We start from the raw sequence: 25783 nt of genomic DNA, 5'->3' as shown, positions 1-25783 counted from the left end.
ACCGTGCCGGGGGTGTCCGGCCGGGGCCGGGTTTCCGGCGGGTGCCGGGTGGTACCCGGCCGGGCCTGCGCATTGCATCCTGCCGTTGTCGGCGATCCGCTGCCGCGGGGTTTGCCCAGCCGGTCGGGTTTTGCCCGGCCGATCGGGTCTTGCTCGGCCGGCCCGGTCTTGCCCGGCCGGCCCGGTCTTGCTCGGCCGGTCGGGTCTTGCTCGGCCGGTCGGGTCTTGCTCGGCCGGTCGGGTCTTGCTCGGCCGATCAGGTTTTGCTCAGCCGATGTCGAGGCGGAGCAGGTCCTCTTCGGTTTCGCGCCGCACGATGACGCGTGCGGCGCCGTCGTGGACCGCGATCACCGGCGGGCGGGTCACGTGGTTGTAGTTGCTCGCCATCGAACGGCAGTAGGCGCCGGTGGCGGGCACCGCGAGCAGGTCGCCGGGAGCCAGGTCGGCGGGCAGGTAGGCGTCCTTGACGATGATGTCGCCGGATTCGCAGTGCCGGCCCACCACGCGGGAGAGCATCGGCGCCGCGTCGCTCGCACGTGAGACGAGCGTCACGCTGTACTCGGCGTCGTAGAGCGAGGTGCGGATGTTGTCCGACATCCCGCCGTCGACGCTGACGTAGGTGCGCAGGCCCTCCAGCGGCTTGATCGTGCCCACCTCGTACAGCGTGAAGGTGCCCGGCCCGGCGATCGCGCGGCCGGGTTCGACCGACAGGCGGGGTGCCGCCAGGCCGGCGGCGGCGCACTCGCGGCGCACGATGTCCAGCAGCGAGGCGGCGATCACCGCGGGCGACTGCGGGTCGTCGGCGGAGGTGTAGGCGATGCCCAGACCGCCGCCGAGGTCGATCTCGGGCAGTTCGACGCCGTGCTCGTCGCGGACCGCGACCAGCAGGCCGACCACCCGGCGTGCGGCCACCTCGAAGCCCGCCGTGTCGAAGATCTGCGAGCCGATGTGCGAGTGCAGGCCGATCAGTTCGAGCGATTCGAGCTTGCGGATCCGACGGACCGCCTCGGCCGCCTGGCCGTCGGCCAGCGAGAAGCCGAACTTCTGGTCCTCGTGCGCGGTGGCGATGAACTCGTGGGTGTGCGCCTCGACCCCGACGGTGATCCGGACCAGCACCTTCTGGGTGACGCCGCGTCGGTCGGCCAGGAAGGCGAGCCGGCTGATCTCCTCGAACGAGTCGACCACGATCCGGCCGACGCCGACCTCCAGCGCGCGCTCCAGTTCGGCGGCGGACTTGTTGTTGCCGTGGAAGGCGATCCGGGCCGGGTCCATGCCCGCGGACAGCGCGACCGCAAGCTCGCCGGCCGTACACACGTCCAGGTTCAGCCCCTCCTCGGCGATCCAGCGCACCAGCGCGCGGCACAGGAAGGCCTTGCCCGCGTAGAACACGTCGGCGCCCTCGAACGCCTCGCGCCAGGCACGGCAGCGGGCCCGGAAGTCCGCCTCGTCGAGGATGTAGGCGGGGGTGCCGAACTCGCGGGCGAGTTCGCGTACGTCCAGGCCGGCGATGGTGACCACACCGTCGGCGCCGCGCTCGGCGCCCGCGGGCCAGATCTTCGGGTCGAGCAGGGTCAGGTCCTCGGGCGCGATCGGCGGCGCGCCGTCGGGCAGGACGTCCGCGTGGCGGGGACCGGCGGGGTGGGCGGAGCGGCTCATGTCGTGGTGCTCCCCGTGGGGTGAGGGCGTCGGTGTGGGGTGGGTCGCGTGCGGGGTGGTGGACCGCTCGCGGGGGTGGGCGCCGGCGGGGTGGCGCCCGGTGGGTGGCCGGTGGCCGGGGGTTGTCGGCTGGTGTCCTGTGGCCTGTGTCCCGGGGGCCGGAACGACCGAAGGCCGGGCATGTGCCCGGCCTTCGGCCTGTCGCCTGCGTTGTGACGGTCCGTCACATGCGCTCGGGGGCGGACACCCCGAGCAGGGCGAGGCCGTTGGCCACCACGGTTTTCGTGGCTTCGGCCAACCACATTCGGGCGTGCGTCAGGTCGGTGACCTCTTCCTCGCCCTTGGGCAGGATCTGACAGTGGTCGTAGAAGCGGTGGTACGTGCCGGCCAACTGCTCCAGGTAACGCGCGACGTGGTGCGGCTCGCGCATCTCGCCGGCCTTGGCCACCACGCGCGGGAACTCGCCGAGCATGCCGAGCAGGTCGGACTCCCACTCGGTGGACAGCAGCTCGGGCTTGAACTCGCCCTTGACGATGCCGCGTTCGGCCGCCTTGCGCTCGACGGCGGACATCCGCGCATGCGCGTACTGAACGTAGAACACGGGGTTCTCGTTCTTGTGCGACGTGAGGATGTCGATGTCCAGCGTGATGGTGGAGTCGGTGGACGAGCGCGCCAGCGAGTACCGCGCGGCGTCGACGCCGATCCACTCGACGACGTCGTCGATGGTGATGATGTTGCCCGCGCGCTTGGACATCCGGACCTCTTCGCCGGCACGCATCATCTTCACGAACTGGCCGACGATGATCTCGATGTTGCGCTCGGGGTCGTCGCCCGCACACGCCGCGATCGCCTTGAGCCGCCCGACGTAGCCGTGGTGGTCGGCGCCGAGCATGTAGACGGCGACCTCGTTGCCGCGGTCGCGCTTGTTCAGGTAGTACGCGGCATCCGAGGCGAAATAGGTCTTCTCGCCGTCGGACTTGACCAGGACCCGGTCCTTGTCGTCCCCGTAGTCCGTAGTGCGCAGCCAGATCGCGCCGTTGTCGTCGTAGACGTGGCCCTGCTCGCGCAGCCGCTCGATCGCCTTCTCCACCGCGCCGGACTCGTGCAGCGTGGTCTCGGAGAACCACACGTCGAAGTGCGCGCCGAAGTTCTCCATCGAGCGCTGGATCTCGGCGACCATCAGCTTGAGCCCGGTGGCCCGGAAGACCTTCTCCTGCTCGGCGTCGGCCAGGCTGGAGACGTCGGGGTGCTCGGCGACGATGTCGGCGGCGATGTCGTTGATGTACGCGCCGACGTAGCCGTCCTCGGGGACGGGCCGACCGTTGGCCGCCGCCATCAGCGACTTGCCGAACTTGTCGATCTGCACGCCGGCGTCGTTGATGTAGTACTCGGTGGTCACATCGGCACCGGACGCACGCAGGATCCGCCCGAGCGAGTCGCCGACGGCGGCCCACCGCACGCCGCCGATGTGGATCGGCCCGGTCGGGTTCGCCGAGACGAACTCCAGGTTGATCTTCAGCCCGTCGAACGCGTTGTTGCTGCCGTACTCGGCGCCGGCCTCGACGATGGTGCGGGCCAACTCGCCCTGGGTGGCCGTGTCGAAGGTGATGTTCAGGAAGCCCGGACCGGCGATGTCGACCTTGGCCACGCCGGGCGCCTGCGCGATCCGCGCGGCCAGCAACTCGGCGATCTCCCGCGGCGGTCGCTTGGCCGGCTTCGCGAGCTGCAACGCGATGTTCGTCGCGTAGTCCCCGTGCTCGCGGTTCTTGGGTCGCTCCACCGTCGTGCTCTCGGGCACGGCAACGGCGAGCTCGCCCGCCTCGACGGCGGCACGAACCGCGGACAACACTGACTGCGAAAGCTCTGCGGGGGTCACGGGGACAAGCGTAGGCGACCCGCCGCCCAACCCGCCCGGCGGGCGGGGTAGGTCATTCGAGTGAGACTCCCGAGGAGGGTCCGGGCAGGAGGACCCGGTGAGTCGGTCGCGGGGTGGGCCGCGGGCGCGGCGCGGGTGGGCCGCGGGCGCGGCCGCGATGTACCGGCGCGGGATCGGTCGAAGGATCAGACAGGGGTCGACCGAAGGATCACCGGCGCGGAATCGGCTGAGAGATCCGGCCCAGCCATCCGGCGCGGGGTCGGCCTAACCATCCGGCGCGGGCTCGGCCGAGGGATCCGGCGCGGGGTCGGCCGCGAGCTCGGCCGAGAGGTCCAGCGCCGAATCCGTCGAGAGATCCGGCAGGGGATCGGCCGACAACGGCTCCGGCGACAACGCACGCACGAGCCGAATGAGCTGCTCCGGATGAAACGGCTTGGTCAAATACCCGTCGACCCCGACCGCCCGCGCCCGGGAGAAGTCCTCATCCTGCGCACAGGCACTGATCATCAATATCTTCAACTCACTGGTCCGCGGATCCGCCCGCAACCGAGCAGCGGTCCCGATCCCATCCAGATGCGGCATCACCACATCAAGCGTGACCAAGTCCGGCCGCACCTCGTGCACGAGCCGCAAACACTCCTCACCATCACACGCGGTACTGACCACGAACCCCTCCAGCCGCAGATTGACCGCGATCAGCTGCCGAATCACCTCATCGTCATCCACGACAAGCACCCGCGCCGCCTCACCACCAATCCCGCCCACGCCAGTGAGGTTAGGCCCCCCACACCCACCTGGGGGCCCGATCCGCACATCTCATCCACACCTCCCCCACGCCCCCTCCCCACCCCACCCATCAACCCCTTCGCAACCCACTCCCCAGAGCTGGTAATGTTCACATCACCCGAGCCCCTGTAGCTCAGGGGATAGAGCAACGGCCTCCGGAGCCGTGTGCGCAGGTTCGAATCCTGCCAGGGGCACACAGCGTCACCAGGATCAGCAGCCACGAAGCCACGTGAGCTGCTGTTTTTGTTTTCGGCCTCTTTCCTTCCGTCGCCGTGTGTCAGATCGCACAAGTGAATGCAGGTGTATGACGGGCCCCGCGTAGCGGGGGTGTAGTGACTCGGCGGACGTTTCCGCAGGTCACAGTGCGTACTTGCCGTATGTGCGGCGTGGCTGAAGGCCCCGGAGTGGTCCGAGGCGTCCTGTCGCCCGACAGTCGTTCAGGTCTCACTACCGAGGCCGTCCGCGATACGTGGTCGATCAAGTCGCTTTGCCAGTCGACGAACTCGGCATGAATCTTGCGCAGGACATCCACCGATGTGTTTGGGCCGGTTCGGCAACGTGCGTAGCCGGCAATTCGGAAGAGTTCGGCGAGGGCTACGTACACGCGTACCGCAGGTCGGCATGCCGAGCTGCCAGGGCCTCCGCTCCACCCGTTCCGCTCACCGGTCAGGTCGGCAGCACGCGCAGCTCTCATAGCACTATTGCGCCTATTGGCTCCATCGGCTAGAGTCCTGCCATGCCCAATATCCCCCTCGATGAGGACAACTACGGCAAGATCGTCTTCGCCGCCCGAATGATGAACTGCTCGCCGACCGAGGTCGTGCGACGGCTCATCGAGGAATGGAGCCAGGGAATAACCCCCTCTGATGCGCCATCAGCACCGGTTGCACCTCCATCGTCGGGCACCACCCTGCCCGTACACGCCGTGTATCAGGGGGTGCGCGTCGAAGGCATCTTCGACCCGGGCACGCGCACTCTCAGGATTACCGCGGGTCCGGGTGCGGGGACTTCGCACAGTGCGCCAAGTGCCGCCGCCGGAGCCGTACTAAAGATCGTCAAGCCCGAGCGCAACCCCAACACCAACGGCTGGCGGTTCTGGCGACTCGATTCGAACGGGGCGGAGCTCCAAAGTATTCGTCACTCGGCGGCCCCGTAGGCCTGCCGTCACCCGTACGAACGGAAGGGGCATCTCTGATGACACCCGCCTTCGCTACTTCGTCCACATATCTACTCATCCTCAACGCTAAAAAGCCGCTCGGCTGGGTCGTGTCCCGGCAGCGCATGGCGTTCCCGACGGGGCGCGTGCGGGCCGCGCGCGCTCTTGAAACGGGCGACGAATTGTTGATCTACGCGACCAGTGGCTGCTTCCGGAACCCGAACCGTGGTGAAGGACTGGTCATGGGCCACGCAACGATCACCAGCAAGGTCGAAGCCATGGAGACCCCGGTCTCATTCGGCGATCGCACCTTCCACGAGGGCTGTTCGTTGCGCATGCACGGCCTGACGAGCTATCGCGAAGGTGTGAGACTACGCGATCTGGTCCCCAACCTCGACGTGTTCCCCAACAAGGATGCCTGGGGCGGCCGGCTGCGTCGCCCGTTCCTGGAGATGCCCCGGAAAGATGCCGACCTCATCCGGCGCGAACTCCAGCCGATGCTCAAGCCGTATCAGGTGGCTCTTCCGCTCTACTTGGCAGCTACGGCATAGGAGTTGTACTGCAACGTACCCAACCGGTACGGCCGTGCCGAGCGCAACGAACCGGGGCGCCCTCACGCAGAGGGCGCCCCGCCGGGCATTCAGGCGAAGGCCAGGGGCCCGACGGCTCGGTGTTCTCGGAGTCGAGCGCGGCCAGGTCCGACCCAGGTCCGACAACGCCCCGAGGATCCGGCCGCGTTGGCACATCGTCGGCTCAGCGGATGCCCAATGAGGCGAGGAAGCGGCTTGGCTCCGCATGCCACATGATGGCCAACGCGTCTCGGGCGCGGGTGGCCGCGACGAAAAGGAGCGAGCGGGCGCGTTGGAGTTCCCGATGGTGGCGGGATGGGTCGGTGGCGGCCCAGGCGTCGACGGACGAGCGCGGGACCAAACCCTCGGTGACGCCGGCGATGATTATCCGGCGGTATTCCAGACCCTTGAAGCGATACATCGTGCCGATGTGGACACCCTCTCGGCCTCGGGGGCCATCGCGCGTAATCTCAGTCGCGGCGATGCCCCTTTCAGCGAGACGCTGGGCGACTTCGGCGGCCATGACATTGGTCGGTACGCAGATGGCGACATCCTCGCGGGGGACATCGTCCCAGGCGCGCACCCGGTCGACGATCGCTTCGCGCTCTTGGTCCCAGGTGGTCGCTCCGTGCAACGTGGGGCGCTCGCCATGCAGGATCGAGCGGTAGCCCTCGATAGTGTCGGAACCGCCGTCGAGGTCGTCGTAGTGGGTGCCGTCCAGCAGGCCCAGCGCGGATGCGAGGATCTCCCGCGTCGTGCGGTAGCTGAGGGTCAACCGCGCGGAGCGGCCGCGGATGTTGACACCGAGACTGCCCAGGGTGACCTGGTTGTCGTAGATCCGCTGATGGGTGTCTCCGACAAGAAACATGTCATCGGGCGCGACCGGCACCATCGCGCGCAGCAGCTTCCAGTGGGCCGGGCTGAGATCTTGGGCCTCGTCGACGACAACATGTCGGTATCGGTAGCGCAGCCACGCACCGGAGCCCGATTCGGCATGGATATTCCCGGGCCCGCCGCTCATCTCACGCTGTTGTTGTCGGGAGTCGATCTTGGTCTTGCGGGCGATCTCCAGCCGAGCGGCCCGTTCCGCGACTTGGCGGTGGGTCTCCATGCCTCCTAGGTCCAGTCTCTGAGTGAAACGCTCCGCAAGCTGCCAAACCGCTGCGCGCTCCGCGCGGGTGAGGCTGCGCCCCCGGCCCGAGCGTCGTACCCGGAAATAGTCGGAGCGAGCGTTGACGGCCTGGCCCAGGATGACCTGGTTCCACTCGTCACTGAGGAATTCGGCCGACCATCGGCTGTCACCGGTTTCTGCGAGCAACTGCCGCCATTCGTCCAGGGCCTTGTTGTCGTCGATGCGCCGTTTGGCACCGCCGGGATCGGCTTCACGCACCACACGAGTCGCCAACTGATCGATATGGACGATGTCGACGCGTGCCACAGTCTGCGGGCCGCCGAGCGAGAGTAGGCGCCCTCGAAGGTCGGCGGCCAGGTTCTTGTTGAATGTGGTGAGCAGGATGGGCTTGGTGTGTCCGGGACCCAACCCGTCAACCAAGTGCTTGACGCGGTGCAGTGCCACGATCGTCTTGCCGGTCCCGGGTCCTCCGCCGACACGGGCGGGCCCGGAGTACTTGCGGCGGACGAGCTTTTCCTGTGTCGGGTGCAAAAAATTCTTCCACCGACCGAAGTCGCCTTCTTCCAGGATGCTTTGCAACGCCTCGTCATCAGTGAGGACGACGGCCTGAGTGCGATCGGCGGCCGCCTGCCAGTCGTCGGTGTCCACCCGCTCGCCGGGCATGACGGGATCGGTGACCTGGCTCATCACCTCATCGAACGACGCACCGTCGTACAGACGTAGCAACACCTCCCCGGTGTGTCGGGGGGCATATTCGACTAGACCAAGGAGTTCCTCCTCCGTCTCCAGTTTCAAGACGATCGGGATCAGCGGTTCGGCAACCCCCAACGCCGCGAGTTGTTCGGCGTCACAACCACGGAAATGCCGCAGCGGCGCCGCTGCAGGCGGATGGGTCTCATCGTCCGGCGAGGACACCTGCGTACCCGCCTTCGGGTGCGCCAACGCCCGGCGCAGCACGCTGTCCTGGACTGCCTGGAGGTCGATGTAGTCGATGCTTCCGGTGACCTGATTGATGCCGTACGCGAGCCGATCCAGACGCTCGTACACGTGGCTGCGATGCCTGACAGCCACCAACAGCCATTCGTCGGCACCGAGTTTGACCAGTAGCGCTCGATACTCTCGGTTGACCCGGGCCGACCACAGCCGGTCGTCACCCTTGAGCGGTTGCAGATGCAGGCTGCCCGAGTTCGGGTTGCGACGAAAGTCGCGCTGGAACGTGTACACCGCGCCGATGACGGCCCGGTCGAGCTTGGCGATTTCCGAGTCGGCCTTGTCGAGCAGGCGCAGCGTGGTGGTCCCGGCGGTCATCGGTGGCGCTCCTCGCCCTTGCCCGGACCCTCGTCTTTGCCCGGGTCCTCGTTCGTTCCGATCGTGCTCGTCGCTTGGTGCGCGAGCAGCGTCCGTAGCTCATCCGGGTCCCACCGTTTCGCGGTGCGGACTTGCCAGCCTGCCGCGATGTACGCGTGGTCCCGGTCCCGTGCGTCGTCGTCCGCCGTGCCGTCAGGGTACGTCCGATGCGACAGGACGACAGCGACCCGTCGGTCCGGCCAAGCCAACTCCGCAGGCCACTTGGCATCGCCGAGTTCGAACCCGGCGACTGGTGCGGGAACTCCGGACTTCGCGAGTGCCTTGGCCAGTTCCGGCAGCCCCGGATCCTCTTCCAGATACTCCAGCACCTCGTCCCAGCCAGAGTCACGGAGGCCGACCGCTTCGGCGCCACCGACCTCGGCGTCCGCGGTCGTGCCGGCCCGGCCGGGTTCGGCGTCGTCTCGTTGCCCCCGGACCTTGGAACTCAGCCAACCGATCCCGCCGCCGACCGCCAGTTCGGCGGCCTCGAACTCGGACAGCGCGCTCGCTGCGAGTTGGACCCCGTCCCCGGCTCCCTCGTTGAGGAATTGAAGCAGGTTGGTCCAGTACAACCAGGCCTGCCAACGCCGGTGGTGGGCCGGGTCGTCGCGCACCGTCACCGGGCTGTCGTCAAGCACGGTGAGCGCGGTCCACGCGGCCGCCTGCTGCCCGCTGGTCAGGTCGAGCGCGATAACCAGACGACAGCCGTTGAGGTCCGCGGTTTCCATGACCTGCACGGCGCCCCGGCCCTTTGCCAGTTTCGCGCCGGAAAGCGCTTCGGCGATCCGCTCCGCCACCGCCGGTCCCTCGGCCAGTGCCCTGCTGGTGGCGGGTACGGCAGCGAATCCCGCGAGCGCGCTCTGAGCGCGCCGCAGCCACACATGTGGGTCGGGGCTGGTCAGATAGGCAAGCAGCGTCACGATCGGGTTGGCCCAGACGTACCTGGGTAGATCGCGGCTGTCTGCCTGGTTCAGCCGGCGGTGGATGTCGAGGGCTGTCCGCTGCGCGGCGTTTTGATAGGGCAACCAGACCGGGTCGGGCGATGGCGGCCGGTCACGCTCCGTCCAGGCTTTGACATCGTCCCACGTGAGTTGGAACACCTGCCACCCTTCGGCGCGCAGCCGAGTGCGCTTGGCCGCGTCCACCGCGAGGCGATTGTGCTCGCTACTCGCGTGGTACTGATATCCGTCCAGATACACGGCTACTCGCAGCTCTGCGGCGTCCAGGCGGCGGAAGACGAGGTCGGGCCGTGTATAGCCCAGTCCCACCTGAGTCTCCACTTGCCACCGGGTCACCGTGCCGTCGGCGGCGCTGAGTCGCAATTCGATACTGCGTGCGCCATCCGGTGTCTGCGCGGTGCGAGCACTGGCGTCGATCTCCTCGCGCCCGGCCCACTCCAGCAGCCCCTTCAGGAATCGAGCCTCCAACTCACTCTCGACCTGATGGCCCAGCGCAATCTCATGGGTGGACTGGGCTCGTTCCACCTGCCAGCCTTCGCCGTCTACGCCGAGCAGCTCACCGATGATGTCGGTGGCCTGGTCACGCGAGACCAACTCGTATTCGCTGTCGGCGACATGGCGAAGGAGGCAGCGATGACAGGCGCGTCGTCCTTCGTCCACACACGGACAGCGTTCGATGATCCGCCGAGCCCGAGTGAGTACTTCGTATAGGCCGCCGGGATCGGCGAGGCGGTGCAGATAGCCGGTCCCGCCGGGAAGGGTGTCGTAGACGACCAGGAAGTGTCGACGAACCTCGGCCCCGCCTTCCGGGTCGGGCATGGACGAGGAAGTGATCTCCAGATGATCCGGGTCGCCGCCGTAGCTCTGGGCGATACCCGCCAGCAGTGCGGCTTTCAGTGAGGCGAGCCGTTCTTCCGTGTAGGCGGTGACCGCCGGAACCAGGATCCGCAGTGCCTCGGTGCACAGTTCGTGGGCCAACAGAACGTGCGTGGCCGCCTCGTGACCGACTCCGCGCACAGGGGGTTGCGAGCGGACACGACACCACGGGCGATGGTAGTTCTCGACCCTGCCCGGTTCGGAGTCCTCGGAGGGGCGCGAGCGCGGTCCGCCGTCCGGGTCGGCGAAACCGCACGCGTCGCAGACCCAGAACGGGTTGAGCCGCACTCGATGACCGGCAAAGGCTTCCTCCGCCGAACCGTCCCGGCGAGCGGCTCCGACGTTGATGTGCCGAATCATCGCGCGGCGGGTGAAGTCCCAACCGAAGGTCGCCTGTTGGTGTCGCCACGCCTCCTCGATGTCGGCGTGCGCGATATCGACGGCGGGAACCGTGGTGTAGACACGGCGCTCGCGTTCGTCCCGCTCGTCGCGCACCCGGGCGTCATCACGGTCGTCGCGGGCGAAGACGCGCCTTGGCACGTGTACACGATGCAGGCAACCTATGTCACCGATCGCGCTCTTGTGACAGCGAGGGCACCCGGAAGTGTCTTGTTCCGCGTTGTCCGTTCGGGCGTAGCCACAATCCGGACAGACTCGCCACCAGGTCCAGGAAGGCCGTTTCGCGCTGCCGAGGTCCAGTCCGGTGATCTTGTGTTTGTAGCCCTGCACGTAGTAGTGCGCACCGGGTGCGAAGTCCACCAATGCGAATCGTGCGGAACGGTCGTAGCGAAGTACCCTGCTGTGGAACGTCTTCCCACCGGCGTGGTCCTCCCGCCAGGTCAGCGTGGCCTCCAACTCGGTCGTGGAGTCGGTCAGACTGTAGTTGGGCAACAGTCCCAATTCCACGAGCGCGCCCTGTGCGGTCGTGCGACCGATGTGGCCGGCTCGGGCCGCCACCGCACCACGTTCGGCGCGCAATTCACGCTTTCGCCGGTTGTCTTCGGGGTCCCCGTCGACCAACAACGCCACGGCGTCGTCGATGGCCTTCACCCGGCCTTGCAGTTCGTTGCGACGCTCCTCCCAGACCCGCCGCGCCTTGTCGAGCGCTTCGGACAGACCCGACACGGCGTAATCGCGCAGTGCTTCCGCCGCTTCAGGGCGCACGCCTACGCCGGTGGACGCCTCGTACGGGGGAAACAGATGCAGGAACGCGTCCACATGTCGCCGACCGTGCGCCATCGCGGCCTCGGTGAAGTCGGACAGCCAGCCCGACGAGCCGAACAGGGCCGTCGCCATGCGCGGCAGGGGCAGCACGGCCGCTCCGTCCTCATCGGGCGTGGACAACTTGCCCGCCGCCGCGTTGTCGAGGAGATACGCCACGTATTGGCGTCGGAGAATCTCCACGGCGGACAGGAAACAACCCGGTGGCCGAATGTCGCCGTCGATCATCTGCCGTGGGTCCGCCAGGTAGTACCGGTCGCGTGATCCTCGATCGACCATCGTCAGCAGGTAGGCGTTACCGGTCTGCCGTCCGGCACGCCCGGCCCGTTGGATGTAGTTGGCCGGCCCCTTGGGCAAGGACGCGAGCACCACTGCGGACAGGTCGCCGATGTCGATACCCAGTTCGAGAGTCGGCGTACAGGAGAGAACCTGCGGATTGGCGTAGTGCACCCGGACACCGTCTCGGAACGCTTTCTCCACGGCCTCGCGCTGGGCACGGGTAAGCGTTCCGGTGTGCTCGGCGGTGTTGACGGTGAAGACCCCGGCGTTTCGATACATCCGCCGATAGAAGTCGGTGACATAGTCGCGTTCGCGTACCGCCCGTTCGGGCGCCGCGTCGGCGGCGTACAGGGTCCCGGTACACCGGTATCGCGGGCAGGGCGAGCCGTGCCAGTCGTCGACCCGATCGGGGGGCACGGTCTGTTGCCAGGAACAGACGGTGCACCGGACGCCTGCCTGGGCCACGTGGCCGTCATGGAGCGCGCGGACGTGGATGTGCCCCGGTTGCAGACCATAGATCCGAGTCGCGCCGTCCTTGGCGGTACGCGCGGACAGTACGCCCGTCGCCGCGAGGGCGGGCAAGAGTCGGCTCAGGAAATCGATGGCGACGTCCCGGTGCACACCAAGGCAGCGCACGGTCCAGTCCTGATACCAGCCGGAGCGGGCGGTCAGCACATCGAAATCCAGGCTGTCGCGCTTGGGGCCGCCCAGCAAGAACGCGGGCGCGGACACTCCTCGGGGGAATGCGGGCATTCCTTCCTTGCGTCCACCCCAGATCAACCATCTGCGCACCCCCGCCTGGTCCAACCAGGGGTCGAGCCATTCGTGGCGGATCGCTCCTCGGATCCGCAGCCGCTCCAGCAGGCCGCGTATGAAGGCGAGTTGCCGGTTCGAGTCAGGCACCGAACCGTCGGGCAGCGCAATCTCGCCGGGGGTGGAGCGCAGAAGGTCGGAAACGAGCACACCGACGGCCTGTTCGTCCACGATCGGCACCTCCGCGGCGATTGTCCGCGTCAGTTCCAGCGTGCGGCCCTGCCGGGAGCGCAACCCGAACTCCATGATCGTCGCAAAGGACAACCGACGGGCGATGAGCTCCCAGGTCGCTCTGGAACCCTGGCTGCGTCCGGTCAGCAGGATGTCGACGCCGCGCATCACGTGCAGATCCGGTGGAATGACGGCAGCTCGCACGGCGTGGCTGTCGACCACGTCTTCGATGAGATCGGCGGCCAAGTCGTTCAGGGCAACGCGGTTGTCCGCCGCGGCGATCCGCCTGGCCAAAAGAGCGCGCAGCGAGAACGTGTAGGCGCGGCTGGCCACATATCCGGCCCGGTGTGCGGCGTCCTGCACCGAGTCGTTGAACAGCAGCGTCTTGTTCTCGTTGAGATCGGGATCCAGTTCACCGCCGGTGAACAATTGCGTAATGGACGCCGCGGCCAACGCCGCCAGGCCGGTACCCAGATAGCGGATGGCGTTGAAGGCGCGGCAGGCCGGGCATTGGTCCCGCTCGGCGGACCGGTCATTGGCGAGGTCGGTGACCACGAACGCGGCGTCGCGAAGAGCCTTGGCGGCCGATGCGCCGGTTTCATCCCGGGCCGGCTCGAAATCCTGCTCCGGGGACAGCGGTCGCAGCCGACCCATCGCACCGTCGAGCACCATGACGGACGGCCCACCCCGCTGGCCTGGTTTCCCGAAGGCGGCCTCGCGGGCTTCCGCGACGGTGGCCGCCATCATGTTGCGCACTCGCCGCTTGTCTCGGCCCACCGAGGCGTGGCGGATCGTGCGCGCGTTCATCTCGAGCCCGACCGGGTCCGTCTCCGGGGACAGGGCCGCCCAGCCGGAACGCCCGCACTCACGGCAGAAGACGGCGGGCAGGAAGACCTGGGCCGGCGGGGGGGCGCTGTCGTCCGCAGGCGTTGCCTCCGCCGGTCGTTCGCTTTGTGCCAAGACCATGGTCGGCGCCGCGACCTCACGCAGTAGGCGCCCATCGCCGCGTACGCGCTCGTCGTCCCACATGAATTCGGCGCGAGCGGGTGTGATGCCACGCAGCACCCGGGATACGGAGCGCACCCAGTGGTGCACCTCGATCGACAGCAGAGGCCGTTTGGGATCGTCGGGATCGCGAGCGTGCGAGAGCAGCGCGATGAAGCGGGCGAGCGCCTGGGCTGCGACGCCGGGGTTCTGCTGTACGGCCAGCCCCCAGTGGTAGGCGTGGCGTGGCAGCACATCCAGGATCTCGGCGGTGGTGCGAGGTCTGCCGTCGAGGATTTCCAAAACCGCAGCGGTCAACCGGTGTCGGCGCAGTTGTCGGCCCAATTCCGCCGGGGAAAGCCCTGATCGGCCGGTGAACGCGGCAGCGAGCCCATCTACCGCGGTCTCGTCGAGCGTGGGGTCGCCCGCGCCGATCACCTCCTGCGGGCTGGGAAAGGGAAGCGAGAAGTCGACGTCTCCGGCGAACTCGGCGACGTTTTGCCGGTCTTCACGCACCACCGAGTCCGGCGGAAACGACACCCCGAAAACCTGCCCCGCCACGTCGAGCATGGCGGCGAGGCTCTCCTCCGTAGCCCCGTCGCCTGCCCCGAGGGTGGCCGAGGTCGCGATCGGGCAGATCGACCCCAGCGGCCGACCCGGCTCGGCCACGCCCGTCATCGCACCGAATCGGCGCAAGAGCATGGCCACGTCGGTGCCCTGCGCACCGTCGTAGGTGTGGAACTCGTCGAGGACCACGTACGCGACGTTCCCGTCCTGCCAGAGCGTCTGGTCTTCAGGCCGCTGCACGAGCAGGTCGAGCATCTTGTAGTTGGTCAGCAGGATGTCGGGACGCTGCCTGCGGATCGCCGCCCTGTCCGCCAGGATCTTCGGCGCGCGTTGGGTGAATTCCCGAGACGGTGTGTCACCGATATAGAGCCCGGCGGTGACCGCGGACAGGCGCGGATCGCGGTCCAGCCAATCGTTGATGCGATTGGCCTGGTCGGTGGCGAGTGCGTTCATGGGGTAGAGGAGGACGGCCTTGATTCCGGTGTGCCCGCGTTCACGGGCACGTCGGCAGTGATCGAGGATGGGGACCAGGAAGGATTCGGTCTTTCCGGATCCGGTGCCGGTGGTCACCAAGGTCGGTTCGGCGGGCCCGTCGAGCGTGCTCAGGCGCCGCCAAGCCGACTCCTGGTGCCGGTGGGGACGGAAATCCTTTGGCCACCACTGGAGATGGTGTTGCCAATCCTCCGAGGAGGCGGACCGGTAGGGCGTCCGGATGCGCAGATACGGCCCGCGAAAGATGCCGTCGTCGGGATCGGTGAGGAACGATTCCAGAGCACGCCTGGTGCCCTCGTCCGCGAGTGCGTACGTCGTCGCCAGGTACTCGCTGAGGCTGTTCTGTACCTGTTCGGCGGCCAGCGTCGGTCGCACGCGGTCCTCCTTCGATCCTTTCGGCGCGATCCGCCCACCTGCGGATCCACTCCGAGTCGGGTCGCCCCCGTAGTCGGCCACGACCTGCGGGTCACCGTATCCGGAACGAGTGGTTCACGGGTGATCAGCGGGCGCGCACACGCGTCTCCGGGAGGATCTTGTAGTCGATGTAGGCGATCCGAATCGCCGCTGTCCCCGGGAGCATGCGGAAGTGGATGCGGCCCTGGTTCTGAGCGAACCGGGCGTGTATGTCGAACAGGGTGCTGTGGCCGTCGAGATCGGTGAAGTAGCACAGGCGTTTGCGTACCTCGTGCTCCGGCGTGACCTTCGATCGCCATCGGGGGCCTTGCGGTTCGCGGGCCGGATTCCATTCGCCGACCGCCGACTGCAACTCCTCCAAGCGCTCTCGAACGTCCCGGACCCAAACGGCTCGGAGGTCACAGAGATCGTGTTCGACACGTGGCAGGAACTGCAGGTTCGGGTAGAGACCGGCCCGCTGCTCCCACATGTCGCGCCCGGTACGAACGCCCCTTTGGCAGTCCTCGCGAATCCAAACCCGATGCACATCCACGTGACGTTCCGCGGAAAGATGGCGAACTTCGACCTCATCGGTGCAGGACACGATCTGGTCGTCGGTTCCCTCGATTGCCTGTTCACGTCGCAGCCGCACGCCTGACGTGTCCCAACATTCCTTGACCGGCAAGCTGATCGCCATCGCGTCCATGAGGTGGGCTGCGGCCAGACCCCGCACGACGATGCCTTGATGTTGGTACTCGACGTCGAGGAAGTCCTCGCCCGCCGGATATAGCGAACTCGTAGGCATTCGGTTCTTGATCGCAAGCAACCGGCGCCACAGGTCCCGATTTCTGGAGTGGTTGCCGATCCACTTCCCTACCGGGTACCCCTCCGCGATCAAAAGCTCCTTCAGAGGCGCATCGGTCACCAGCGCCGTACCCGCCCGGTCCAACTTGGCCACGGCATGGGCGGCGAGGGCGAAATCCGTCATGGCCGTTTCTGCGCGCGGCTGGCCGCAAGCCGTTCCACAGGAGTGCTCGTTCACGAATAAGAGCGGCACATCTCCCCCAATATGATGATTCTCGCCTGGTTCTACTGAGCGAGAGCCGGTCAGATGAGTTGGTCGAGCGCGTTCTCCCACTCGTCGAAGAAGCCCTCCGGCCACTGGTCGAGCAGCCCGTCCGCACCGACGTTCGGGCTGATCACCTCCACTCCCAAACCGGATTCGCCGCCTCGGAAGTAGTGCAGGGCGACGTCGGTGCTATCGATAATCTGGTTCTTGACCGCAAGCCGAACCCCGTTGAGCACGTGATCGCTGTGTGTCTCGACGACGAGTTGCGCACCGTGCGCGCCTGCCGCAGCGGCCAAAAGTGCCATTTGCGTCTGGCCCTTGGGGTGCAGATGCGCTTCGGGGTTCTCCAGCAGAACCAGGCTGCCGGGTCGGGCAGTCAGGCACGCGACCACAATCGGCAGCGCGTGGGTCAGGCCGAACCCGACGTTGGTCGGACGTCGTCGCAGGGTGGAGTTGACCCCGCTGGTCCCCCCGAACGCGTAGGACAGGTTCACCGTGTCGGTGCCCTCGATGGCGATGGCACGTACGTTGACTCCAGGGCACAACTCCTGCATCCAGGCGTCGACTTGCTCGACGAGTCGATGCCCGGAGGCGTTCCGGTGACGCAAGCCCTTGGGCACCGAGTAATCGGCATGGTGGCGCAGGTAGTTCACCGCGTGCTCGCCGTGAATGCCCAAAAAGCCGCGCTTGATCGCGACCTGGTGCGAGCGTGGATAGCCCACCGCAGGCACGATGCGATCGGCGCGCAGGTACTGGAATCCCGCACGGAAGTATTCCGGGATCGACGCCGCGTCGCCGCTCGGTGCGTCGGCTCCTTCGGTGGTGCCCGGCAACTCGACGGCAGTCAGCGGCAACAGGTCCTGGTCCTGGTGGTAGGCCACGGTCCAGGAGTAGCGAAGGTGTGCGTCGACTATGGCCAGCGTGACCTGAGCCTCACCGAGGAAGTCCTCGGTCAGGACATCCTGTCCTGTGCCGAGTTCGACCAATTCGCCGTTGAGTAGAAATCCCTCCGCCGCAGCGAGTTCGGGCCTGCCGTCGGCAAGGTCAGTCGCGTGGTCCAACTGCCCTGCGGTGTAGGACTGGTGCAGGAGGGCGAGCGCCTGAAGCACACTGCTCTTGCCGGTGGAGTTCAGGCCCGTGAGCAACGTCAACGGGCGAAACGCGATCTCCGCATGTTGAAACGCCTTGAAATTGGTGAGTTCTAACTGCTCAATCACGGTCCAAAACCCCCACGAAGAGTTGTCGCATCGCCGCGAACCGTAACCGTACCTTCTTGGGGTCGCCGGTCGCGACGGAGATCGATCGTTCGAAGTCCCAGTCGTCCATCAGTGTGAAGAAGCCATCCATGACCTTGTCCGCCCGGTCCACCAACCGCTCACGCTCGACGTCCTCGAGGTCCGCCAGGTTGACCGCGATGGTCTCGAACAGCGCCTTATTGATGGGCGACTTGCGCGTCTGGTCGCGCCGACACTTGCGGAACGCATGCACGTCGAAGATCTGCTCGGCGCACACCATCGCGGCGCGGAAGTCCCTTGCCTGACGGGCCCGCTCCTGGTCACTCAAGCCGTTGACCCGATGCATGGAGTTGGCCAGGAACTGATCGAAGTCCTGCTGGCGATAGTCGTCGGGAGGAGCCAGGCGGTACGCCAGAAAGCGCAGCACCATCTCCCGATCCGCCATCCGTTCGTTGGCCACGCTGTAGCCGGTGGCCGCACCGAACGCCGGTGATTCGGCCAGGTCGGCGAGCATGGCTCGGGCCGGACCCGGGATCATGGCGTGCCGAATCTCCTGGCGAGTAAGCGGCAGACCGCCGGTGTTGATCCGGGAGAACACGTTGAACTTCACGGCTTCGGGTGTGCCGCGCTGAATGACGTGCACGACCATCTGCGCCTCCCGCAATCGGATGCGCAGTCGCCCACTCAGTTCCTCGTAGGCGAAGCCATGGAACTCATCCAGGTAGTCGAGCCCTCGTAGCTTCAATCTGGACATACCAACCAAATCCGGATCCATGAAACGGGCGATGGCGGTCAGGCGTTGAATGCCGTCGACCACCGACCACTCGTTGTTATCCTGCTCGGCCACGTAGAAGGAGGAGACCGGAATGCGCAGGAGTAGGGACTCGATCAGCCTGCTCTGCTGCACATCGGTCCAGATCCCCGCGCGTCGCTGGAAGTCCGGCGCCAGGTCGATCATGTCCTCACGCAATCGCGACAGCAGGAGATCGACAGTCGGATTGAGCGTATAGATCTTCATCGAGTCGGGGTCGAAGGGTGCGGCGGTCAGCGACTCGTCGTCGGCGAGTTGCTCGACTTCGACACCGGCCGGAACCCCGTCCGTCGACATCTCCTCGCGCAGGTCTTGCAGCCACAGATCGGGCTGCTCGACGGGCCCCGGCTGGTATCGCCGGTATCCGGTGGGCCGTTCGTGTGTGCCCCGCCGCGAAGCGCTGTCCTCTTGACTCGCCATGTCCCCTCGCCCTCGTCCTTCGTGCGTGGGCTGCGTACCCCTGCTCACGGGCAGTCACACTATCGACGAGGCGAGGTAGCCGGACGGCGACAGGCGAGGTGGTGCCGGAGCGAGGTCGCCACGGGAGCGTGACCCGATATCAGTCGCCATGCTCCGGATTCATGAGACGTCTCTCGATGTCCCGGCGCCTTTCCCGAGCCCGAACGTCGTCATAGCGGGCGAGCAGGCGCACGGCCTCGGACCAGCATCGACGAGACTGATCGGGGTCCTCCTCGCACAGGCTCATGCCGAGCCCGTCCAGGGCCAGAGCCTCGTTCCAGGCGTCTGCGATGGCCCGGTGGGCCGCTGCGGCTCGGCGATGGAAGTCGGCTGCTTCCGCTACACGATCGAGTCGCCGATACGCGTCCCCCGCGCCCTGCCAGCCGAGTGCCTCACGACTGTGGTCGCCCAATCGGCGGTGAAGGTTCGCAGACCGGTGATAGGAGACCAGCGCGTCGCCGGGCCGACCGAGAGCAACCTGCGCGTTGCCCAGGGCGAGGAGCCACCAGCCCTCCAAAACATGGCTCCGTAGGTCCAGGGCCAACTGCACCGCCTCTTGAGCAGCGCACAGTGCCTCTTCCGGCTCTCCACAATCGAGCCGAACCGCGCTGAGCAGCGATAGTGCGTTGCCGATACTGCGCTGGTCTCCGCGCCGGCGGTGTACTGGTAGAACGCGTCCGAGATCGGCGTCGGCCTCCGTCAATCGGCCTGCCTGGTAGCGCGCCAAGGCCCGGTTGGTGATGGCGACGGTCTGCCAGTGCTCCTCACCCAACTCCGCGAAGACCTCCGCGGCTCGCCCCAACCGCGCCTCGGCGAGATCGAAGTCCCTGGTCCGCAAATGCACCAAGCCGAGCGCGTTGAGGGATGTGGCCTCGCCCTCCCGGTCACGCAGTTCCTGTCGGATCGCCAGCGCGTCGGCGTGGCAGTCCAGGCCCTCCGTCAATCGATTGATCTTGGTGTATCCGAACCCGAGATCCTCCAGGAGGCTCGCCTCCGCGCGTCGATCACCGAGCCGACGGGCTGCGGCCAACCCGATCCGTCCCATGGTCAGCCAGTCCGCGGTGAGCGACGACGGGGCTTTGGCGTACCAAAGTACGGCGGGCAACTGCCATGTATGGCGGTCGAGTCCGGCCTTCTCGGCAGCCCGAACCACGGGGGCGAAGTTGGCCTGCTCACGCTCGGCCCAGTCCACGGCCTGGTCGTAGTCCGCGAATGACAACGGTGCGACGTCGGCGTCCGGCGGGTCCAACGGGATGTGGTCCTCGGTGGGCCTGAGCCAGGTCTGGGCGGCATCCGCAGTGTGCAGGTACCAGTCGAGGATGCGCCGAAGCACCGCCAAGCAAACCTCGGGGGTCTCTTCCTGCTGTGCTTGGTCGTGGGCGTAAGCACGCAACAGATCGTGGAACTCGAATCGGTCCGGCGCGGTTTGCTCCAACAGATGTGCACCGACCAGCACATCGAGCAACTGGCGCGAACGCCGAATACTCGTTCCCGAGAGCGCGGAGACCACACCGATCCCGAAATCGGGTCCCGGGTGTAGCCCCAGCAACCGAAACAAGCGAGCGGCAGCAGGCGAAAGCGCCTGGTACGACCAGGTGAACACGGCCCGCACAGCCTCCGCCTCCTCCTCGTCTCCAGTAGTCAGGGCATCCCACAACGCGGATTCGTCGCGCAGATCGGCGATCAACTCGTCCAACGGCATATGCGGACGGTCGGCCGCACGTTCGGCGGCGATCCGCAGCGCGAGCGGCAGGTACGCGCACAATCGGGCCAGCTCGGCGAGTTCGGCCGCGTCGTCGGTGCGTCGACCGGCGGTCACGCCGCGAAGCAGGGCTACGGCTTCGGGCTGGGCCAAGGTGTCGAGGGTCAGGCGGTACGCGCCGTCACGGATGGCGAGCCCGGAGAGTCGTCCGCGAGTGGTGACCAGCGTCAAACACCGGGCGGTGCCCGGCAACAACGGCCGCACCTGGGCAATGGTGGCGACGTTGTCCAAGACGACGAGCATCCTTCGCTGGGCCAGCAAAGACCGGTACAGCGCGGCGGCCGCCTCCAGGTCGGTGGGCATCACGGCGACCGGCACCCCCAGTGCAGCCAGAAAGCGCGGTAGCAGTTCCGCCGCGGTGACCGGCTCTCCCGGATCGTAGCCCCGCAAATTTGCGTACAACTGCCCGTCGGGGAAGAGCTGTTGCACATGATGAGCCCACCTGAGTACCAGCGAGGTCTTGCCCACCCCGGCGGTCCCGGCGATCACACACAAGGGAGTCGGGAAGGTTTCGTCCTCGCCGGGCAACCTCGCGTCGAGAAGCCGAATCTCTTCGAGACGGTTGACGAAATCGCGTCCATATCCCGGCAGTTGGCGCGGCATCGGTGAGCCACCACCCAATGCCTCACCACCGCGACCGTGGAAGTGGATGCCTCCACTGACCTGCCGGGCCTGCACCACATCACGTGATGACCCCGACAGCTCGGAGTGCGTCCCGCCGGAGTTCTCGACGTTGTCGGCAGGGTCGATCGCCTAGCCCCTCTTCTGCTGTGGCTCGGGTAGGTTCGCCACGCATCGATCGACGTAGGCAGCGACGCTCTCGCCGGTTTCGTAGAGCCCGGCGATGAACGACTCCCAGGTCTCCACGAGCGCGGGATCGACAAAGCGAACCGCTCCGTCCAGAACCCCTTCGTCGGTGTAAAGGACCTCGTAGAGAACTCGGCCACCCAGGGAGACGATCTCGGGCAACAGGCCGGACTCCTCCAGAGGTCCCACGTGCTCGGCGCCAACCACCCGGATCGGCATGCCACACTCGCTTTGCACCCGAAGAGCGCTCAACTCCCACCGCATGTACGGCGTCAGTGGCTCCTCGACGACGCGCACCCGATGAAAGACGCTGCCCCGTTGCCGATCCTCGCGGGCGACGCTCGACCAGTGCTCACGCCTCGCGCCGACCAAGCGCAACCACTCGCGCCGGTCGCCCCGACGAAACGCTTCCCAGCTGGGCGAGTCCTGCTCCACGAAGTGTTGCCGCCGCTCGAACTTCCAGCCGGGTCGACCGACGATCTCCTCGTCGCGCCGCCGGAAGTCGTGCCGGTAGCCAGCCGTATCGAGTCGTTCACCGCGGGCGTGTTCGAGGACAAGTGCATCGAGATCAAGCATCGGAAATATCCGGCTTCGCCGCACGGAGCGTGCTTCCGGGAATGACGACCAGTCGCTCTCCACGGGAGATCGACGCACTCGCCGGGAGACGCGACTCGTACTCCGCCGTGAGGTCGCGGCCGATTACAGCTATGTCGCCGTTGTCCAATTCCCAGATGTCCGGGCACCCGTCCTTGTCCTCGGTGGTGCCCAGTTCCTCGGCCGACTTTCCCAATCGGCGGGTGAACGACGCCGACGGATCGGCCTCCCACACACGAACCATGTGTCTGCCTCCACACGTCGGCGATCGGGCCTTCGTCGCTACCGAGCGTACGGAGGTGATCAACCCACTGCAAGGCTCCCGCGTGGCGTGGTGGTCTTCCTGTGGTCTTCGATCGACGGAAGACGGTCCGTTCGATTCCGCATGGGCGAGTTCGGCCCGCCATTGCCGAGGGTCAAGGCGGGCCGGACCGGGCACATGGGGCGACCGGACGCTTGTGAGCCGATACGGAAACTCTGCACGCGTGTCGTGTCAGCGCAGCGCCCAGGAATCACCTTCCGGACTGTCGAGCCATGCGCGTTGTTCCGCCTGGCTGATGGACAGTCCGATCCGTGCGGGCTCCGGTCGTTGGCAGCCGACCCACCATTCCCGCGCGCGCTCCACTTCGTCCCACAGAGAACGCGGGCCGGCTTGGACGATGTCCGGCGCGGTCTTCTCGCCGAACGACGCGACGGCAACCGACCGGTCTCGGGTCGAGTAGAGCCAGATCGACACCGAACCGTCCTCGCCGTGCGCTGAGTTCTGGATGCAGTCCGGTACTCGCAGGCCGACCACGAATGCCCCGTCTCCCGTGATCACCTCCTTGGCCTCGGCCGGCTCCAAGTCGCTGTCGGTCTCGCGTGCCCCCTCATCCCAACCCTTCGGGACGTATGCGGCATGTCCAGGGAAGTCGAGTCGCTGAGCACGCATCTTCATGAACGACAGTTCGACACCGAACCGACCGAAAGCCGTTCCGTCCGCGCCCACGTCAAGTGTCAGCAGTCGGTCGTGCGGCGTGTAATCCGTCCCCCAGGGCATGACGATTCGACCTCCCGGCGCGGTCTGGCCGATCCATCCGTAGGAGATCCGTCGGATGCCACAGGTGACGTGGATACCGGTGTACGGAGCACCGTCGGGCCAACCTTCGAAGCCATCCGCACAGATGACTTCGACGTTGCGGATACATGCGCTCTTCAGGTTCTCCCGCGCCGTCTCGGCCAACTTCTCATCGACTTCGACCGTGAACACGTAGCCCGAAGGGCCTACGGCTTCGGCAATTCGCGCGGCCGTGTAGCCCGTGCCGGTCCCGATGTCGAGGTAGGTACCGCCTGCGTGAGCGTCCGCCCGAAGAGCCCTGAGCATCGTTGTAACGGCCTTCGGCATGGACGCCGAAGACGATGCCACCGCACCCGGCTCCGACCCCGCGTGAGCCCCGTCGTCCCATTGCGTGACGAGTGGCACGTCCGCGGAAACGAGCGCCTCCCATCTGTCCGGGTCCGTGGACCGGTCGACGGCCAAGCCGTAGGTCTCCCACTCGAACGGCCAGATCACATCGGGAATGAAGGCCCGACGATCGACGCCGGTCACGGCTTCTTGTGCTTCGGGTCGTTCGCGGGCGGCTGCTGCCGGTCCGGGCTCGGGGCGGGAGTGGGCGGCGGGTCCTGCCGCGGCGTCTTGTCCTTGTGCTTCTGTTCGGCCATTTCGTCCTCCTTGTTGATGTCGCTGTCGGACCGGGCGTTCCGGTGGCTCGTTTTCAGGCTGCGACCCCGGCCGGCCGTCGGGGAGCCTTGGGCGCTGGGTCCATGTCGCGTGAAGCGAGGCGTTGTAGTCCCACCTGTTGCACGGCTCCCGCGCAATGCGGTGGTCTCCCCGTGACCTTCGAACGACCAGATGGGGCCGCTTCGAAGTCGTATGTCGAACCGACACGAACCTCGGCGGTTCCGTCGCGCCTGGCCAAGGGTGGGAAAGGGATGTCGAGTTCGGCCCGCACTGTGGACCCGTCGGGGCCGCTTGCGGGGATCGTCATCCGATCGGCGAGGGCCGAGACGATGGCCAGGCCGCGGCCGTCTTCGGCCTCGTCCGGGGGTGGTGTGGGGGTGGTGAGATCGGGGGGTGAGAAGGCTGGTCCGAAGGTAGGCGTGTCCCGTGGCGTGGGGCTGGGGCCGCTGTCGGTGATTTCGACACAGAGCGTTGCGGCAACCTCGCCCGGGAGTTGGCGAAGGGTCAGCAGCAGCACGAAGGAGCCCCGACCGTCCATCCCGGCGTGCATGACCGCGTTGGCGGCCAGTTCGGCGACGATCAGGGTGACGGAATCGGACAGTTCCGAGCCGTACGCGATGCCCCACGCTTCGAGTTGTTGGGTCGCGAACCGGCGAGCGAGTCGCGCACCACGCGGTGTGGCGCTGAGCCGCTGGGTGAAGACGTGGTGGGTGGACCGGAGTTGATCCTGTGGATCGGTTGACATGTCGCCCACCTTGGTGCTTCTTCTCGGGGCCGGGCCAGCTCACGAACCCGTACGCATGGTTAGCGTACGGGTACACAAAGTGGACACTACGGGCCGCCTACCGCAATTCTGAGAGGGTTTGTGGAGATCATCCGGAGCGAGCGGGCATTGCCCCGACTCGGCGGGGCGCGCGGAGGTGGCCTGGATGGTGGGGACAACGGTCTCGGGATGTGGTGGCAGCAACGGCGAGCCGGAAGGTTCGGACAGCCTCAAGGCGTTCGGTGCGGCCGTCAAGACCTTTCGAGATCGGGCAGGGTTGACGCAGGAGCAGTTGGCGCCGTTGGTCAACTACTCGGTGCCGACGGTGGCTTCGATCGAACAGGGGAGGCGGTTTCCGCGCGCGGACTTCATCGACCGGGCCGAGGAGGCACTGGACGCCTTCGGCGTGTTGCGGGCGATGGCGGGGCACTTGGCCCGACGACCGGGGCTGGCGAGCTGGTTCCGGCAGTGGGCGACGATCGAGGAGTCGGCGATCAGCCTGTGCACGTACGAATGCCGACTGGTTCCGGGGCTCTTGCAAACCGAGGAGTACGCGCGGGCCGCGTTCCACGGCAGCCTGCCACCGTTGAGCGACCAACAAATCGAACTCCAAGTCGCCGAGCGGCTTGGCCGACAACAGTTGCTGACGCAGAAGCCCAACACAGCCTTCAGCTTCATCATCGAACAGGCCGTCGTGGAGCGTTGTACAGGCGGACGAGGAGTCACCAGCGGTCTCATCACCCATCTTCTGGAAACAGGCGAACTTCGCAACGTAGAGCTGCAAGTCATGCCCCGCGAACGAGCCCGGCACGCGGGTCTGGACGGCCCACTTCAACTGGCCGAGTGCACGGACAATCGATGGCTCGGCTATGCCGAAGGTCAGCGTGGCTCGAATCTGTTCACCAACCCGAAGGACATCAGCGTTCTGATGCAACGCTATGCCATGATGCGCTCACAGGCTCTGCATGCCGATGACTCCCTGAGCCTGCTTGAGCGAATGCGAGGCGACCTATGAGCGGGCCCGAGCTTGCCTGGTTCAAGAGCAGCCACAGCGGAACAGAAGGGGATAGCTGCGTCGAAATCGCTTTCTCCTGGCGCAAGTCGAGCTATAGCGGGACAGAAGGAGACGACTGCGTCGAGGTGGGTGCCGGGCCCGGTGCCGTCCACGTCCGGGATTCCAAAGACAAGGAAAGCCCGCAGATCACGTTCGGAGCCACCATGTGGTCAACCTTCCTTCAAGGCACAAGCCGGAACTGACTCCTAGCCAGGATCGCGCCCCACAGCGA

Annotated in this window: 17 protein-coding genes and 1 tRNA gene; 5 read left to right on the top strand and 13 right to left on the bottom strand. The window is 66.7% G+C overall.

Going from position 1 to position 25783, the window contains the following annotated elements:
• Positions 1 to 267: 267 nt before the first annotated feature.
• From lysA to ACFZBU_RS00390, 3 genes are all read right to left on the bottom strand, one after another.
• Positions 268 to 1656, bottom strand: a complete 1389-nt coding sequence (lysA, locus tag ACFZBU_RS00400; RefSeq protein ID WP_391581221.1) for a diaminopimelate decarboxylase — start codon at positions 1654 to 1656, stop codon at positions 268 to 270.
• Positions 1657 to 1879: 223 nt separating this feature from the next.
• A complete protein-coding gene (argS, locus tag ACFZBU_RS00395) occupies positions 1880 to 3532 on the bottom strand; it encodes an arginine--tRNA ligase (RefSeq protein WP_391581220.1) in 1653 nt (550 codons plus the stop codon).
• A 264-nt stretch (positions 3533 to 3796) separates the two neighbouring features.
• On the bottom strand, positions 3797 to 4297 hold the full coding sequence (locus ACFZBU_RS00390) for a response regulator transcription factor (RefSeq protein ID WP_391581219.1): 501 nt from the start codon (positions 4295 to 4297) through the stop codon (positions 3797 to 3799).
• A gap of 143 nt (positions 4298 to 4440) precedes the next feature.
• Between ACFZBU_RS00390 and ACFZBU_RS00385 the strand changes: the two genes are divergently transcribed.
• From ACFZBU_RS00385 to ACFZBU_RS00375, 3 genes are all read left to right on the top strand, one after another.
• A tRNA-Arg gene (locus ACFZBU_RS00385) sits at positions 4441 to 4512 on the top strand.
• Positions 4513 to 5054: 542 nt separating this feature from the next.
• Positions 5055 to 5474, top strand: coding sequence for a hypothetical protein (locus ACFZBU_RS00380; protein WP_391581218.1), 420 nt, complete (start codon positions 5055 to 5057; stop codon positions 5472 to 5474).
• Between the two features lie 38 nt (positions 5475 to 5512).
• A complete protein-coding gene (locus ACFZBU_RS00375) occupies positions 5513 to 6025 on the top strand; it encodes a hypothetical protein (RefSeq protein ID WP_391581217.1) in 513 nt (170 codons plus the stop codon).
• Between the two features lie 202 nt (positions 6026 to 6227).
• On the opposite strand, the gene ACFZBU_RS00370 is transcribed toward ACFZBU_RS00375, so the two are convergent.
• The 10 genes from ACFZBU_RS00370 to ACFZBU_RS00325 all read right to left on the bottom strand — a co-directional run bounded on the left by ACFZBU_RS00370 (position 6228) and on the right by ACFZBU_RS00325 (position 24479).
• Positions 6228 to 8483 carry a UvrD-helicase domain-containing protein gene (locus ACFZBU_RS00370; RefSeq protein WP_391581216.1) on the bottom strand — a complete coding sequence of 752 codons (2256 nt, stop codon included), beginning with the start codon at positions 8481 to 8483 and terminating at the stop codon, positions 6228 to 6230.
• On the bottom strand, positions 8480 to 15259 hold the full coding sequence (locus tag ACFZBU_RS00365) for a DEAD/DEAH box helicase (RefSeq protein WP_391581215.1): 6780 nt from the start codon (positions 15257 to 15259) through the stop codon (positions 8480 to 8482). Before ACFZBU_RS00365 ends, ACFZBU_RS00370 begins: the two co-directional genes overlap by 4 nt.
• A gap of 124 nt (positions 15260 to 15383) precedes the next feature.
• Entirely contained in the window at positions 15384 to 16319 is a 936-nt protein-coding gene (locus ACFZBU_RS00360) for a hypothetical protein (RefSeq protein WP_391581214.1), read from the bottom strand.
• 65 nt (positions 16320 to 16384) lie between these two features.
• Positions 16385 to 17563 (bottom strand): DUF3696 domain-containing protein, encoded by a 1179-nt coding sequence (locus ACFZBU_RS00355; RefSeq protein ID WP_391581213.1) that lies wholly within the window; start codon positions 17561 to 17563, stop codon positions 16385 to 16387.
• Positions 17556 to 18812: a DUF262 domain-containing protein gene (locus ACFZBU_RS00350; RefSeq protein WP_391581212.1), complete on the bottom strand. Its 1257-nt coding sequence runs from the start codon at positions 18810 to 18812 to the stop codon at positions 17556 to 17558. The genes ACFZBU_RS00355 and ACFZBU_RS00350 overlap by 8 nt, the downstream gene beginning before the upstream one ends.
• Positions 18813 to 18951: 139 nt before the next feature.
• Entirely contained in the window at positions 18952 to 21216 is a 2265-nt protein-coding gene (locus ACFZBU_RS00345) for an ATP-binding protein (RefSeq protein ID WP_391581211.1), read from the bottom strand.
• Positions 21217 to 21366: 150 nt separating this feature from the next.
• Positions 21367 to 21996 (bottom strand): DUF6879 family protein, encoded by a 630-nt coding sequence (locus ACFZBU_RS00340; RefSeq protein ID WP_391581210.1) that lies wholly within the window; start codon positions 21994 to 21996, stop codon positions 21367 to 21369.
• On the bottom strand, positions 21989 to 22258 hold the full coding sequence (locus ACFZBU_RS00335) for a hypothetical protein (protein WP_391581209.1): 270 nt from the start codon (positions 22256 to 22258) through the stop codon (positions 21989 to 21991). Before ACFZBU_RS00335 ends, ACFZBU_RS00340 begins: the two co-directional genes overlap by 8 nt.
• A gap of 249 nt (positions 22259 to 22507) precedes the next feature.
• Complete coding sequence (locus ACFZBU_RS00330; protein WP_391581208.1) at positions 22508 to 23602, bottom strand: methyltransferase domain-containing protein; 1095 nt, start codon at positions 23600 to 23602, stop codon at positions 22508 to 22510.
• A 166-nt stretch (positions 23603 to 23768) separates the two neighbouring features.
• Positions 23769 to 24479 carry an ATP-binding protein gene (locus ACFZBU_RS00325; RefSeq protein ID WP_391581207.1) on the bottom strand — a complete coding sequence of 237 codons (711 nt, stop codon included), beginning with the start codon at positions 24477 to 24479 and terminating at the stop codon, positions 23769 to 23771.
• A gap of 184 nt (positions 24480 to 24663) precedes the next feature.
• Here ACFZBU_RS00325 and ACFZBU_RS00320 point away from each other — a divergent pair, with 184 nt between their 5' ends.
• Both ACFZBU_RS00320 and ACFZBU_RS00315 read left to right on the top strand, forming a co-directional pair.
• Positions 24664 to 25512, top strand: coding sequence for a Scr1 family TA system antitoxin-like transcriptional regulator (locus ACFZBU_RS00320; RefSeq protein ID WP_391581206.1), 849 nt, complete (start codon positions 24664 to 24666; stop codon positions 25510 to 25512).
• Positions 25509 to 25754, top strand: a complete 246-nt coding sequence (locus ACFZBU_RS00315; protein ID WP_391581205.1) for a DUF397 domain-containing protein — start codon at positions 25509 to 25511, stop codon at positions 25752 to 25754. The genes ACFZBU_RS00320 and ACFZBU_RS00315 overlap by 4 nt, the downstream gene beginning before the upstream one ends.
• Positions 25755 to 25783: the final 29 nt, after the last annotated feature.

Origin of the sequence: Embleya sp. NPDC008237 (assembly GCF_042956465.1) — a bacterium.
Lineage (GTDB): Bacteria > Actinomycetota > Actinomycetes > Streptomycetales > Streptomycetaceae > Embleya.
The sequence above is the reverse complement of the archived record's forward strand: the minus strand, read 5'-3'. Positions and strand labels throughout refer to the sequence as shown.